The 14,634-nt window shown below is 42.0% G+C and carries 10 protein-coding genes; 5 read left to right on the forward strand and 5 right to left on the reverse strand.

The annotated features are described in order from the left end of the window. Positions 1 to 84: 84 nt before the first annotated feature. Positions 85 to 1,728, forward strand: a complete 1,644-nt coding sequence (locus F9817_RS12145; RefSeq protein ID WP_161155867.1) for a DUF2813 domain-containing protein — start codon at positions 85 to 87, stop codon at positions 1,726 to 1,728. Positions 1,729 to 1,769: 41 nt separating this feature from the next. Here F9817_RS12145 and F9817_RS12150 read toward each other — a convergent pair whose 3' ends face one another. Then, the gene (locus tag F9817_RS12150; protein WP_161155869.1) at positions 1,770 to 2,324 is read right to left on the reverse strand and encodes a cytochrome b; all 555 of its coding nucleotides are present in this window, start codon (positions 2,322 to 2,324) and stop codon (positions 1,770 to 1,772) included. Positions 2,325 to 2,682: 358 nt separating this feature from the next. Here F9817_RS12150 and F9817_RS12155 point away from each other — a divergent pair, with 358 nt between their 5' ends. Both F9817_RS12155 and F9817_RS12160 read left to right on the forward strand, forming a co-directional pair. Continuing rightward, a complete protein-coding gene (locus F9817_RS12155; protein ID WP_161155871.1) occupies positions 2,683 to 3,318 on the forward strand; it encodes a hypothetical protein in 636 nt (211 codons plus the stop codon). Between the two features lie 304 nt (positions 3,319 to 3,622). Further along, on the forward strand, positions 3,623 to 4,483 hold the full coding sequence (locus F9817_RS12160) for an EAL domain-containing protein (RefSeq protein ID WP_161155873.1): 861 nt from the start codon (positions 3,623 to 3,625) through the stop codon (positions 4,481 to 4,483). A 53-nt stretch (positions 4,484 to 4,536) separates the two neighbouring features. Here the strand turns inward: F9817_RS12160 and F9817_RS12165 are convergent, their stop codons facing one another. The 3 genes from F9817_RS12165 to F9817_RS12175 all read right to left on the reverse strand — a co-directional run bounded on the left by F9817_RS12165 (position 4,537) and on the right by F9817_RS12175 (position 10,011). Next, positions 4,537 to 6,846 carry an FdhF/YdeP family oxidoreductase gene (locus tag F9817_RS12165; protein ID WP_161155875.1) on the reverse strand — a complete coding sequence of 770 codons (2,310 nt, stop codon included), beginning with the start codon at positions 6,844 to 6,846 and terminating at the stop codon, positions 4,537 to 4,539. 846 nt (positions 6,847 to 7,692) lie between these two features. Next, complete coding sequence (locus tag F9817_RS12170) at positions 7,693 to 8,193, reverse strand: hypothetical protein (protein ID WP_161155877.1); 501 nt, start codon at positions 8,191 to 8,193, stop codon at positions 7,693 to 7,695. Positions 8,194 to 8,772: 579 nt separating this feature from the next. Beyond that, positions 8,773 to 10,011 carry an MFS transporter gene (locus F9817_RS12175; protein WP_161155879.1) on the reverse strand — a complete coding sequence of 413 codons (1,239 nt, stop codon included), beginning with the start codon at positions 10,009 to 10,011 and terminating at the stop codon, positions 8,773 to 8,775. Between the two features lie 312 nt (positions 10,012 to 10,323). Between F9817_RS12175 and ylqF the strand changes: the two genes are divergently transcribed. After that, positions 10,324 to 11,268: a ribosome biogenesis GTPase YlqF gene (gene ylqF / locus F9817_RS12180; protein WP_161155881.1), complete on the forward strand. Its 945-nt coding sequence runs from the start codon at positions 10,324 to 10,326 to the stop codon at positions 11,266 to 11,268. A gap of 56 nt (positions 11,269 to 11,324) precedes the next feature. Here ylqF and F9817_RS12185 read toward each other — a convergent pair whose 3' ends face one another. After that, a complete protein-coding gene (locus F9817_RS12185) occupies positions 11,325 to 12,344 on the reverse strand; it encodes a CobW family GTP-binding protein (RefSeq protein WP_161155883.1) in 1,020 nt (339 codons plus the stop codon). Positions 12,345 to 13,119: 775 nt separating this feature from the next. Between F9817_RS12185 and clcA the strand changes: the two genes are divergently transcribed. After that, complete coding sequence (clcA, locus tag F9817_RS12190; protein ID WP_161155885.1) at positions 13,120 to 14,562, forward strand: H(+)/Cl(-) exchange transporter ClcA; 1,443 nt, start codon at positions 13,120 to 13,122, stop codon at positions 14,560 to 14,562. Positions 14,563 to 14,634 lie beyond the last annotated feature (72 nt).

The following is a 14,634-nucleotide window of genomic DNA, read 5'->3' on the forward strand; positions in this document are numbered from 1 at the left end:
CGTTATAAGAGACTGCTTTTATTCATTTTTTCTTCTAAACTTAAATCAAGTCCGGACCACAGATGAACTAAGTGGAGAGCGCCTATGCATTTAGATAGAATTGAGATCTCAGGATTTCGGGGAATTCGGCGTTTATCGTTAAGTTTTGATGAATTAACCACCTTAATCGGTGAAAATACTTGGGGCAAATCTTCATTACTTGATGCGCTATCGGTCATGCTGCCTCCTGACGGCTCGCTCTATCAATGTCAAAAGAAAGACTTTCACCTCGATTACTCACTATCTCAACCTAGAAGCCAAGACTTACAAATCATATTGTGCTTTATAGCAACCAATAAAAAAGAGCCCCTCTCAGGGCGAAATCGTCGTTTAAAACCGATTTGGCGTGAAACATCACAAGGTGAACCCCGCATTATTTATCGTTTATCAGCGTCCTTAATCAACAACATCGTCACAACACAATACGATTTTTTAGATCTTTCTGGGCGAATTATTAGTGTCCACCACAAAGAGAAACTCGCCCAAGAGCTCATGAGTTTGCACCCAGTGATCCGCCTTAAAGACTCGCGCCGTTTTGCAAGAGATGGTGAAAACGGTCATAGCGACCATAAAAATGCACGAATGGAAAAACGGATTGATAATACCTGCCGGCGTTTAATGGCAATACCTGGGCATGTCAATAAAGGTGAAATGCGCTCAAGTCTTGCTGCGATGAACATATTAATTGAGCATTATTTTTCTTTTAAGAATCAATCACGTCATTATCGTTCGCCCGAACATAATGGCTTACTATATACGCCGTCAAACAGTGGTCAAACACTTCATCAAATGGTCATTGGCGTCAAAAATCGCCAAACGCATTTACTGTTTTTGCGTTTACTGAATACCTACTTGCAAGCTAAAGGCCCGAATGATTTACGCCGCTGCGCCCGCCCTATTTTAATTATTGAAGATCCCGAAGGACGTTTGCATCCCACCCATTTAGCTCGGGCATGGAGCTTACTGGCGATGTTGCCAATGCAGAAGATTCTCACCACGAACAGCTCGGACTTAGTCTCTTCTGTACCACTATCATCCATTCGCCGATTGGTACGACAACAAGATAAAACCCTCTCTTTAAGTATGCCAACTCAAAAGCTCTCTTCCGATGAGTTAAGACGCATAGGCTTTCATCTGCGGTTCCATCGCTCTGGAGTGTTGTTTGCGCGTTGTTGGCTGCTCGTTGAAGGCGAAACTGAAGTGTGGCTATTTAGCGAGTTAGCAAGGCAGTGTGGTTACAACCTAGCAGCCGAGGGGATTACTATCATTGAGTTTGCTCAATCAGGTTTACGAGCAATGATTAAAGTTGCGCAAGCATTTGGTATTGATTGGCATGTCATCACAGATGGCGATCAAGCAGGCAAAAAATACTCCGCTACTGTAAAAGGAATGCTACATCACGATAAAGTATCGCACCGTTTAACCGAATTACCTGACAAAGATATCGAGCATTTTCTTTATGCCAATGGATTTGAACCCTTCTTTCGCTCCTTAGTAAGATTACCCTTAGATCATCCAATACCCGCCAAGAAGGTAGTAACTAAGGTATTGAAAAAACATGCTAAACCAGATTTGGCACTAAAGATAGTCAATTATGCAGAGCAGCAAGGCGAACAGCAGATTCCGCGCCTGATAAAGGTGACGCTGTCACGAATATTGCACATGGCTAATGCTAATAATTACATGTAATGATCGACTTTCGCTAAGAGTAAGATGAGTAAAGAGCATCGCTATTTAACACCGCGCATTTTAATCAGAGTATTGTCGCGGTCGATTAGGTGATGCTTTAACGCAGCTAATACATGCACCACCGTCATTGTTATCATCGCCCAAGCTGCGTACAGGTGCATTTCGCCGATAAAATACGGCGGCTCCGCCCACCAACTTGTGACACCGGGTAACGTTATCCAATCGAACAAACGGATATCATCTCCATACTCGGTCGCGACAACATAACCGCTAATAAACAACACAAATAAATCAACATACATTAACCAGTGCACAATATGAGCTGTATTGCGTTCCCAACGTTTTCCTTCAATGCTTGGGGATTTGGTAGTGAGTTTCCAAAGCACACGAGCAACGGTCACAATCGCTAATAAAATGCCCACGCTCTTATGCCAATTAGGAGCTGACACTGCCCATGGGCTCGAAAATGACAATTGCATCATCCATAATCCTAGAGCAAACATCGCAATAATAATGACAGCAGACGCCCAATGAAACCAACGTGCAACACGTCCATAATGGCTCACCTGGCTATTTTTTTTTAGCTCAGTATGCATAACTTCCCCTTCTTACCCAGCACATCTTATTAAGCACGTAATTTTGTAAGTCTAATCTCAACATAGCAGTATTAAGAACAACCGGTTTGTTCCTCAACACAAATAACGTTGCAGAATGTTACGTGATACGCCACGCTTAATCACTGAGAGACAATTGCGCTATTCACGTTGCACGATTATAGTTAGAGAGTAATAACGCATTGAAGTTATTTACGAATAGCCTAGTTGTTAGTGAGCATACAGTCGCCCTGTTAACCGCCAATCAACAACCTATTTTTGGTCAGTTCTGCCCTGAATGACAAAGATTAATATTAATGAAATCTGAACGCTTGCCTACGCTCAGATAGGAGAACCACGATTGTTATTGGATATTCTTACTCAGAGTGTGAATGAGTTCCAAGCTGACTGCCTTAAATTGTGTGAGAAGCACTATCCCACTATTCATAATCAAGGAATGAGTGAACATCATCTTGGCCTCGCATTTTCCCGTCGTTTAGCCCGGACACTGACCGAGTTTGGTCACCCTTGTGATTATGCTCCTATAGAGTCAATGGCCAACAAAGAAGCGCCACACCATTATCGAATCAGCTGTGATGCTGGGTCAGTGTGGGTTATTACCCACCATATGGTGAGCGCAGGTAAAACATGTCGCGAAAAATTAATGCGAGAGATTTATGAGTGGAAAGAAGAATATTCCTACGCGATTCAACCCAGTGATTTATTACTGATTCTCACCGATCACTGGATCAGTCGTAGCCAGAAAAGCCGCGAGCTTTTGCATTGGTGGACCGGGCAATTACCTGATGAAATTGAAGAATATAAAACTCAAGGGATCAATCTTTATGAAAGCGAATCTCAAATGACGAAGACACTTGAGCAATTGTTCAATATCAGCCCTTGCTATCTTAAATATGGTCATCCACTTAAACGCTCTAAAAACCAGCAATTAGTCCGTAAATATATCCAACTCTATGCGGTCTTGCAGTGGGGGTAACTGCCAATTCAATATCTTGTTCTATGACTATTGGTAGTTTAATAAGTTCAAGCAAGGTGCTTCCACATTCTCTATCGCAATTTATTACCCCGACAGTAAATCACTACTTATCCCTTAATTTTTTTGACCTAAAACGACTAATTAAGTAACAAAATGTCGTGAATTCCCGCAATTAAAACATAATTTCTGTAAGGTTTCGTAAAGACAACGTAACTAGAGTAAATGCTCAAATTGTGTCCTATACTTTTTTTAATACGTTGTCGCGGACGTCAGTTCACACGTTAACCAAGGCAAGGAAACTCGCATGGAATTAGCAAAGCACCAACCATTTCATCAATACATCCATGTCGATTCTTACGGTCAATACACCGCCTCCTATCACGGGTTAGTTTTACAAAGTGTCTATCAACCTATCTTCAACCGCCAATACAATATTGTGGCTGTTGAGGCGCTTGTGAGAATCACTACAGAGCAAAACACCCATATTCGTCCAGATCTGTTCTTCAGTTCCAACTGTTTCAGTGACGAAGAAAAAATTCAAGTCGAGCGACTCTGTCGCGCTATTCATATTCGTAATTTTGCTCACTCTCCCTTTTGCCAGTTAAATCTGTTCCTTAATATGTTGCCAGCTGTGGGCGAGCGATATATCGACAGTGATCGGCTTTATGCGCAATTCTTTTCCACTTTGGGGAAATTACATTTGGATAATCAGCAGATCGTGATGGAGTTATTAGAATTCCCTTTCGATGACAAGCTGCAACTATTACAAATAACCAATCACTACAAAAACAATGGCTTTCATGTGGCGATTGACGATTTTGGTACAGAAGCTTCGAATAAAGAACGGGTTGATATGATTAAACCTCAAATTATCAAAATAGATCGAAGTTTGCTCCTGCAATACATGTCTGGTAATCGAGCTCCTTTACTCAATGCGGTCACTATCGCTCAACAGTGTCACGCTTTAACCGTCATTGAAGGAATAGAAACTCGTCTCCAATGGGATGAAATGACTCAATTACCTATCGACTTCTACCAGGGATTCTATTTAGCCATGCCACAACCCTGTTTGATGGGTGTAGCCGGTAATCAGTCGCGCCCAATTGCTAATATCTTAGATACACAAAATACCTTAGTTGATCTGTCTTTAATTAATCATCACTAAGATCAGAAAAGCTCGCCGACATAGCGAGCTTTGAATGGACATTATCGGTAAATTTAGATTGCGACCGTGTTGATAGCTTGAGTCACTTTTGAGGGTGAAATGATGACTGCAATTGATTTCGATGTCGGAGTATCGCTTAAATCCCCTTTACTGCTGAGAGGAATAAGCGCGTTAGCTTCTGGAAAATACGCGGCCAGGTTCCCTTTCGCAATTTGGAATGGCACGACTTTAAAGCCTTCGATCTTGCGTTTAATCCCATCATGCCATAGCGTTTCGATATCAATGAGATCCCCGGCTTGTAGATTCTGAACAGCCATATCTTCGGCATTCAAAAATACCACATTACGTTCGCCAAATACGCCGCGGTAGCGATCATCATAGCCATAAATGGTTGTGTTGTATTGATCGTGTGAACGCATCGTTTGTAAGACAAACACCTGTTTCTTCGTCATATTAGCTGAATCTATCGGTACCACTTGCTCTGGAAGCTGAGTCGCCGAGATTTGCGCTTTACCCTGCTTGGTATTCCATTGCAAATCACGCGCTGAATTACCTAGATAAAAGCCACCCGGTGCATCAAGACGTTGGTTAAAGTCTTTAAAGCCGGGAATTGTTTTTTCAATTAAATCACGAATATGATCGTAGTTATCGATTAATGACTGCCAATCAACCGGATCGTTACCTAATGTTGCTTTGGCCATGCCGCATAGAATCGCCACTTCAGAACGCATCTCTTCACCGCGAACATCCACTCGACCTGATGACGCATGAACCATAGAAAACGAATCTTCAACGGTAATTTTTTGCGGTCCTGTGTGTTGCAAATCGATATCGGTACGTCCCAAACACGGTAAAATTAATGAATCTTGACCAGGATTTACGTGGCTACGGTTAAGTTTGGTAGCGATATTGACGGTTAGGTTGCACTGACGCATTGCACTCGCCACGCGATCGGTATCAGGTGCAGCAGCGACTAGATTACCGCCAAGACCAATGAATACCTTACTTTTACCTGCGAGCATAGCTTCAATCGCATTCACAACATTATGACCATGTTCACGTGGTGGTTTAAAACCAAATACCGCTTCCAATGAGTCTAAAAATGCATCACTTGGTTTTTCGTTAATCCCAACCGTGCGATCACCTTGCACATTAGAGTGACCACGGACAGGACAAAGACCAGCCCCTTCTTTACCTACTTGCCCAAATAGAAGCTGAAGATTCACTAATTCCTGAATCGTCGGTACAGAGTGCTTGTGCTGGGTAACGCCCATTGCCCAAGTCACAATACGTGTTTTGGCGTGTTGATAAATATCAGCCGCTTGAGTTATCTCGTTTTGTGTGAGCCCTGATTGTTCAGTGATCTGTTCCCATGATGTTTGACGCACTTGCTCAAGATAACGCTCCATCCCTTGGGTATGTGCCTCAATAAATTCAAGGTCAAACAAGGAATCACCCTTTTGCATCGCCTCATCATGACGCGCTAACAGCACTTTGACCATACCGCGAATGGCTGCCATATCTCCGCCCAATTTAGGCATAAAATAGTGGCTGGTCGTTGGCGTAGAGCCGTTACTTATCATTTCAATTGGGTTTTGCGGGTTGGCAAATCGCTCTAAGCCACGTTCTTTAAGGTTGTTAAACGCCACGACTTTTGCGCCACGACGATAGGCACTCGATAGAGTTTCTAGCATGCGTGGATGGTTGGTACCAGGGTTCTGACCAAATAGGAAAATCGCATCAGCCACTTCAAAATCTTCTATCGTAACCGTGCCTTTCCCGATACCAATCGTTTGTGCTAATGCGACACTCGTCGCTTCGTGACACATATTCGAACAGTCTGGGAAATTGTTGGTACCAAAACGACGAGCAAATAATTGATACACATAAGCCGCTTCGTTACTTGCACGACCAGACGTATAAAACTCAGCTTGATTTGGCATCTCTAAGGCATTGAGATGTTGACCCACTAATGAATAAGCGTCTTCCCAACTGATTGGTTCATAATGATCGGTTTGCGCGTTATAACGCATAGGTTCAGCGAGACGTCCCTGATATTCGAGAAAGTAATCGGTTTGTTTGTTTAACCATTCAACTGAATATTGCGCAAAGAAATCACGATCAACGCGACGGGTTGTTGCTTCCCAGTTTACCGCTTTAGCGCCGTTTTCACAGAAACGAAACCGTCCAGGAACACCTTTTTCACCCCAAGCGCACCCTGGGCAGTCAAACCCATGGTCTTGGTTAGTACGTAATAAGTTCGAGATGTTCTTTGCAACGTTTTCGCTCTTAAATAAATGGCGCGTGGTACTTTTTAGTGCGCCCCAACCACCGGCGGAACCGTTGTATTCTTTTATACTCATATTACTTTCTCACTAAAGTCACACTGTCACATATAACACTAAAAATACATCTGTATGGTTTTCCCTTAAGCATAGTGAAACTATTTAAAAGGTACGACAATTGGACGTGAACCATTAGTTACGTCTAAAAATGTAAATAAGTTATTGGACAGTTGAGTCGAACGCGACCATCACTGAGCGATTTTACCTATGTTGAGCCGTAGGTCTCGCCTTCTAGTCAGTCATGATATTGGACCAAGGAGATGTTCTGTCGAAAAGTATTCAATTCACGTAAATGTGTTAAATAGCAACTCGGCAAAACTCTCTGCAGCCACACATTGTGTTTACCTGCATGATGTCAATATTCGTCATTCGACGCGTTTATCTTAATACCATTTAAATTGGCAATTATATCGACGAGTTAATGTTGAGGTTTTGTAACACAGACGTGTCAGAGGAAAGATCAACACTCGTCATAACAATCAATTATTACTTATTGGTTAAATTGACTCTTGCAGTGAAAACTACTCCTCAGTTTGAGCTGCGTCAAGAAATGAGAATACGACCTATCAAAAAGAACTATCGTTGATTCAAAAAAATATCCATTATAAACATAGTGTTATTTTAAAATTAGCTAAAATACGTTCTCATAGGAACAAAATTTCAATCTTATTTTTCATTTATACTATGTAAATGATTGTTTTTCAGAATGTTAATTTGAGGGACATACGAAATTAAGATAACTATAGATTGAAAACAATAGATGCTTTCTTCATAACTTCTATCGTTGTTTGGTGGTAGCTAGGGGATGGATCGGTGCCCACTTTCTCACTTTCTGGGGCACCGTCTTTATGACGTCTGGATTGACTATAGATACTCAACGTCAAAGATGAATCGTTCAACAGCATGTTCTGTTGCTAACGTAGACAATAATGTGTGCAATTGTTGTGCTTTTCTACCCAGCTCACTGTTGGTGATCGTATCGCCGACGATTCGGTATACCGTATCGGCAGTAATGACCAAATTATTAAGCTGATAATTATCAAACAAATTTAATGGTAATTGCGTTACTTCAATTAACGGCAACTCGTCGAACACCACCGCTAGAGATTGTTCAAGTCGTAACTGCGGATCGGCACAAGACTGCCCTGTCACAACATTAATCTGCCCAATTTTATGCCCTTTTTGATACTGACTTAATAGGTGATTTACCACGTTTGAATTGGCAAAATCAGCTTGGGGGTCAACAACCCACAACGTATCATTCGCGCCATAAGCGATAGAAAAGGCAGATCCATCTGCAGTTGATAGTAAACTTGAAGGAATAGACATTGACTCGTTACTATCGAAAAATTCATTAGAAGTCATACTTAACGTATCCTCTGCAGTCAATATACTGAATAATTTTAACCGGTTATGGTTATCTCTACTTCAATGCCAATGACACCGTCATTACGCTCCCATCAAGAGGGATATTGTTATTATCACCACATGACGATGATGACTATTCTTATAAGCTGCGACACTTGTGACAATGTCACAACAACATTCCATTGAAATTTAAGACATCTTCCTTTGTGACAATACATGTTTACAAAAATATATAATTTATCACTCAGTAAGTTATCTAAATTTTGGAACACGTGTCATGTGAGTGTGAGATTTGTATCATATTTTGGACACAAAAGAATCAAAAAGCATACTGTATGTGATTTAGATCACCTACTTTCATATTAAATGACGAATGTTACATGAGAATAATTGAGCTCACGAATACTCTAGCAATAGTTGGTGTGATTAAGCACGCGGTAGAGATAGAGCTTTCACAAAGGATAAAAAAGCAGCGAGAAACAAAGTTCCTCGCTGCGGTTAAATAGCATTATCTAGCTTTACTTCAACTTGTTAGATGGTTTGTAGTGAAACATTTATGTCGGAAAGACAACCCCGTTATTGCAATACATTAGCTTGTTCTAGATCGATGGCAGAATGTTTGGGTAACAGAAATAAGGTCGCGCACATTGCAACAATATAGATGGAGGCAAGTAAGGCTATCGCTGTTGAAAACGAGCTTTCGCCAGCTACGGCACCAACGATAAACGGCCCAAACCCTCCGACGCCACGTCCTATATTGAATAGCACATTTTGCGCAGTCGCACGGGCCTCAACTGGGTACAGATCTGAAATTAGAGCGCCATACCCTCCCATCATGCCATTGACAAACATCCCCATGACAGCCCCTGCAATAAGCATTTCACTCGCAACATTAAGCTGGGAATAGAGTAATACCATCACAGCCGCCCCTAATTGGTAACATAGAAATACTTTCCATCGACCAAATTTATCCGCGAACCAACCAAACAGCCAGATACCCAGAGTCATCCCTACCACAGTAAATGCCGTCCAAGCACCCGATGCATTAAGCGATAGCCCATGCTGTTTACTTAAATAGCTCGGCATCCAAATCATAATGCCGTAGTAACCAAAGTTCTGAACAGAGGTTAGTATCACAACACCTATGCTCGCACGCGCTGTTTTGCTGTCTTTAAACAACTGGTTAAACCGATCTTTGTAACTCATCGTGTCGTGTTGGGATTGCTTAAACACGACGGGTTCACCAATACGCTGACGAATAAAAAACGCCGTAAGTGCTGGTATTAGCCCAACAACAAACATGCCGCGCCAACCGATGAAGGGTAATAACAGTGGAGTGAGAATAGCAGCAGCCAATACGCCCGCTTGCCAGCCAATACCAACATAGGACGAGGCTCGGTTACGCTGACTTTTAGGCCAAACTTCAGCGACTAAACTCATGCCAATGCCAAATTCTCCCCCGAGTCCCACTCCCGCAAGCGTTCTGTATGTTAATAAATCCCAGTAACCTTGTGCGATAGCGCATAAACCAGTAAAAAGAGAAAACATTAATATACTGACACTTAGCATTTTTATTCGGCCATATTTATCACTGAGTTGGCCAAATATAATTCCGCCCATCACCGCACCAAATAATGTCCATGTCACTAATGAACCAGCTTGCGATGAAGTCAGGCCCAAACCTTGACTGATCATAGGTAACATAAAACCTAGAATGAGCAGGTCAAATCCATCCATCGCGTAGCCACTGGCACTAGCAATTAATGCTTGCTTTGGTGACGGTGAACGCCTTGCGTTAGCTGTTGCTAATGTCATCTATCGCCTCCTTTGCGACCGATAATACGTATACGAATAAAGCCGGCGAATCATACAGCGCAAACGATTACATTACTAGTTAGGATTGAGCTAAACAGTTATTTTTGCTGTTACTTACGGTTCAATGATAGAATTCGCGCCCAGTTTACTGCAGCGCGTTCTTATCCTAAGTGATAGGAAAACGTCATCGTTTATCTTTGGCGAAGATATAAAGTTACAAAACATATCGGTTGAACTATGCTCAACCTTTGCACCGCGCTTAGAGATTACCTGCAGTCACCCTATTAATTTGAAGTAAAGGTTTCAATTTCAATGATTAGCAATAAAATCCAATGGTTTCCGGGTCACATGCATAAAGCCCGTAAAGAGATCGAAGAAGTCATTCCACAAATTGATGTCATCATTGAAGTTTTAGATGCCCGAATCCCGTTTAGTAGTGAAAATCCATTAATTTCTCAGATCCGCGGCGATAAACCGGTCGTTAAGGTACTGAACAAACGCGATCTTGCCGATCCAGAAACCACTGAGCTATGGATTGAACATCTTGAAAAAGAGCAAGGGGTAAAAGCGATGGCCATTACCACATCGCAACCTCAAGAAGTACAAAAAATACTAGAACTTTGCCGCAAACTGGCGCCACATCGCGAAGAAATTGGCAAAAACATTCGCACCATGATCATGGGTATTCCCAACGTGGGTAAATCAACGATCATCAACTCTCTTGCGGGTCGTACAATTGCGCAAACGGGTAACCAACCAGCCGTAACCCGACGTCAGCAGCGCATTAACCTGCAAAATGGTGTTGTACTGTCAGACACTCCGGGAATTTTATGGCCGAAAGTGGAAAACCCGCACAGTGGGTTTCGTTTAGCCGCCACAGGTGCGATTAAAGATACGGCGATGGAATACGATGAAGTGGCCTTTTATACCGTTGAATATCTTGCTGAACACTACCAAGACAAACTTAAAGCACGTTATCAAATCGACGAAGCGCCTGAGTCGGATTTAGAATGGATGGAAGAAATAGGCCGTAAACGTGGCGCATTGCGTGCTGGAGGCCGTGTTGACTTACATAAAGCGTCTGAAATCTTACTTCACGAACTACGCCAAGGCACCCTAGGTCAAATTACATTAGAGCGACCGGAGATGATCACTGAAGAGCTCATTCAAGTTGAAATTGATGAAGCGCAAAAGGCAGAAGATAAAGCGAAACGAAAAGAAGAACGCCGCAAACGTTATTTACGTAATAAGCGTTAATCTAAAGTCAAATAACGAATTAACCCCCCTCATCTGAGGGGGGTAATTTTTATAGGTTAGCGTGTTGGCTTTTGTAATGTCCATTCGAACGGCACTAAAATCCCAGCAAGTTTAAGTAGGATTTTTTCTAACTCATCCCAAGCCATAAGCTGAGTATCGATGACTTCAATGCGTGACTCAAACCCTTCTAACGTCATCTCTGTTACAGACACAACACCGTTAGAAACGTTAAACGCATAACACCCTTTATCGGTATTAACCACCGCTTTTACGCGTTCAGCTTGTAAGTCACTCAATAGCGAAAAGATATCATCAAAATTAAAATGATATTCAGCACCAAATAGCCACCCACAGCTGTAATACCCTTGCCCACGATTTTCACGGCGAACATAGGCCTCACCCGGTGCCAATGCAAATTGTGGTTCTTGATCAGCATGCTCATGATGATGAGGCTCAATATAATTCGAAGCACTTGAGCTGGTTCGGTCAAGAGAAAGAAGTTGCGGATCGATTTCCCCTGCAACGATAAGCGCACTATAAAGCTTACTTGGCTGTTGCTGACTTAACCATTGCTCAAAATTGGCTAAGTCTTCAGGTTGAGCAAGGTCAGATTTACTGGCAAGAATAATATCGCCGCAATCGAGTTGGTCGTTAAAATTTTGATTTGAAGTGTAACGGTCATCTTTAAAATTGCGCGGATCAACCAATGTGATGGTCGATTTAAGATCAACATAATCTTTATATTGATCCGACGTTAAAATCGCTACCACTTCTTTCGGATGGCCAAGCCCTGTTGGTTCAATGAGCAAGCGATCTGGCTGTTGGCGCAATAAAGCCGTAATACTGACGGACATCGGCACACCAGCAGAACAACACATGCATCCACCTGGTACTTCTTTAATTAATGCCCCTTGCTCAGACATCATTGCACCATCGATACCAATTTCGCCAAATTCGTTGACTAACACGGCCCATTTCTCATTATCAGGCTTATTTTTTAAGAGATTTAGAATGGTCGTCGTTTTACCGACGCCAAGAAAACCAGTGATGATATTGGTAGGAACTTTATAAGACATTAGGTACTCCTTTTGCAGGAAGTATACCCAAATCTATTGGAGAATCTAGCTGCATCAATATCATATACCCAAGTAACCTCAAGATGCTGTTTCAGCGAGAATGTATTCGCTCATAGGCAAGGCACTGATTTGAGGACATAGTCATTCTACGTTGAAAATCAGTAACACAGCCTAGGAGCGAATAAAACTCTCCCTTCGGGAGCTCATCGACAAACCTATTTCTGCGCTCAATCACGTTGAAAGGGAATGACCATTCCTGCCGTGATTGAGCTTGACCTAAGCTCGTTGATGAAGCTCTGAATCCTGTATCTTGAGGTTACTTGGGTATAAACCATATTTAATTAGCACTTAATGCTAAAAATTGAATTTATGGCTTAAAAACACACTTATTTTCCCATTCAACGGTAAATACTTACATTAGATTTATTGGTTAAAGCCCCAACTCTGTTATGATAGCGAGCGCTTAAAATGACATTAAGTAATAAACGAAAGATGACTTATTACTTCAATTCGATTCTCTTGAAATATCACGACGAGGAATTGATGAAACCTTGAAATACTTTTGATCAAAAGCAAAGAATATTGAGCAATAAATTAGATAATAGACATTAAAATGTTAGCTAGATCGTTCTATTTTAAAAATAGTTGAAGCACGTCACTCCATATCTGGAATACAACATTCCATTTATAGATATATGGTTCATTTATTTCGAGCGTATAATCCCAGCTGAAAAGCTGTTTTCCTTAGTCTTCAAGCCAAGAGGGCCCAATTCAAATGACCGCCAGAGAGAGATTAACCCATAGTTTATTAGCCAAAGTTCCAAAAGATACCATTAACCAATTTCTCTCGATCGATAAAGCCCCTGCTTCTGTTTTACTTTTGTCTGTTTTGGTTGGCATATTATCTGGCTTTGTCGGTACTTATTTTGAACATGCTGTTCGTTTGGTTTCTGAAAGCCGCACAAACTGGTTGTCTACTCAAATCGCAAGTATGTTACCTCTTGGCGTAGCTGCATTCTTGATTAGTGCCATTTTAGCGATATTGGGTTATTACTTAACACACCGCTTTTGTCCTGAAGCTGCAGGCTCTGGCATCCCTGAAATCGAAGGTGCGATGGATGGAATGCGTCCCGTACGCTGGTGGCGCGTGCTACCGGTTAAATTTTTCGGCGGTATGGGTGCGCTAGGCTCAGGCATGGTCCTTGGCCGTGAAGGTCCTACCGTACAAATGGGCGGTGCCATTGGTCGCATGATTTCTGATATTTTCCGTGTGAAAAATACAGATACCCGCCATTCACTTTTAGCCGCAGGTGCTGCCGGCGGTCTTTCCGCTGCGTTTAACGCACCGTTAGCTGGAATCATGTTTGTGGTTGAGGAAATGCGTCCTCAATTCCGCTATAGCTTAATCTCGATTAAAGCTGTGATTATTTCATCGGTCATGTCTGATATTGTCTTTCGCATTATTAATGGCCAAGAAGCCGTTATTAAGATGCCACAATATCACGCACCTGAATTAGTCTCATTAGGACTATTTCTTTTACTTGGTATTCTTTTTGGTATTTTTGGCGTTATTTTTAATACATTAATTACCAAAGCTCAGGACTTTTTCGCTAAATTACATCGTAACGATCGTAAACGTTATTTAATTATAGGCGGTATCATTGGTGGCATTTTTGGTTTAACTCTGCTTTATGTTCCAGAATTAACCGGAGGTGGCATTTCACTTATTCCTACTATTACTGAGGGTGGATACGCTGCTGGAATTCTAATTCTGTTATTTATTGGGCGTATATTCACTACATTATGCTGTTTTGGCTCTGGTGCTCCTGGTGGTATTTTTGCACCAATGCTCGCTTTAGGTACGCTTTTCGGCTATGCATTTGGCTTGATCGCACAAAGCTTATTCCCAGGATTAGATATCACTCCAGGAATGTTCGCCATTGCAGGTATGGGTGCCCTATTCGCTGCAACAGTGCGTGCTCCGGTAACAGGCATTTTATTGGTGATTGAAATGACCAATAACTATTACTTAATTTTGCCTTTAATCATTACCTGCTTAGGTGCCGTGATTTTTGCCCAGTTATTGGGTGGGCAACCGATCTACAGTCAATTGCTGCACCGTACACTGAAAAAAGCAAAACTCCAACAAGACGATTTACCTCAGCAAGATACACAGGCTCCGCAGCAGGTTCAACAAACCAGCAACCAGCCTATGTAATCGTTTCTCGTATTACACATACAACAATGCCGCGTTATTACGCGGCATTGTTGTATCTGAGTACCATTCTAT

This window comes from Vibrio eleionomae (assembly GCF_009874545.1).
Lineage (GTDB): Bacteria > Pseudomonadota > Gammaproteobacteria > Enterobacterales > Vibrionaceae > Vibrio > Vibrio nitrifigilis.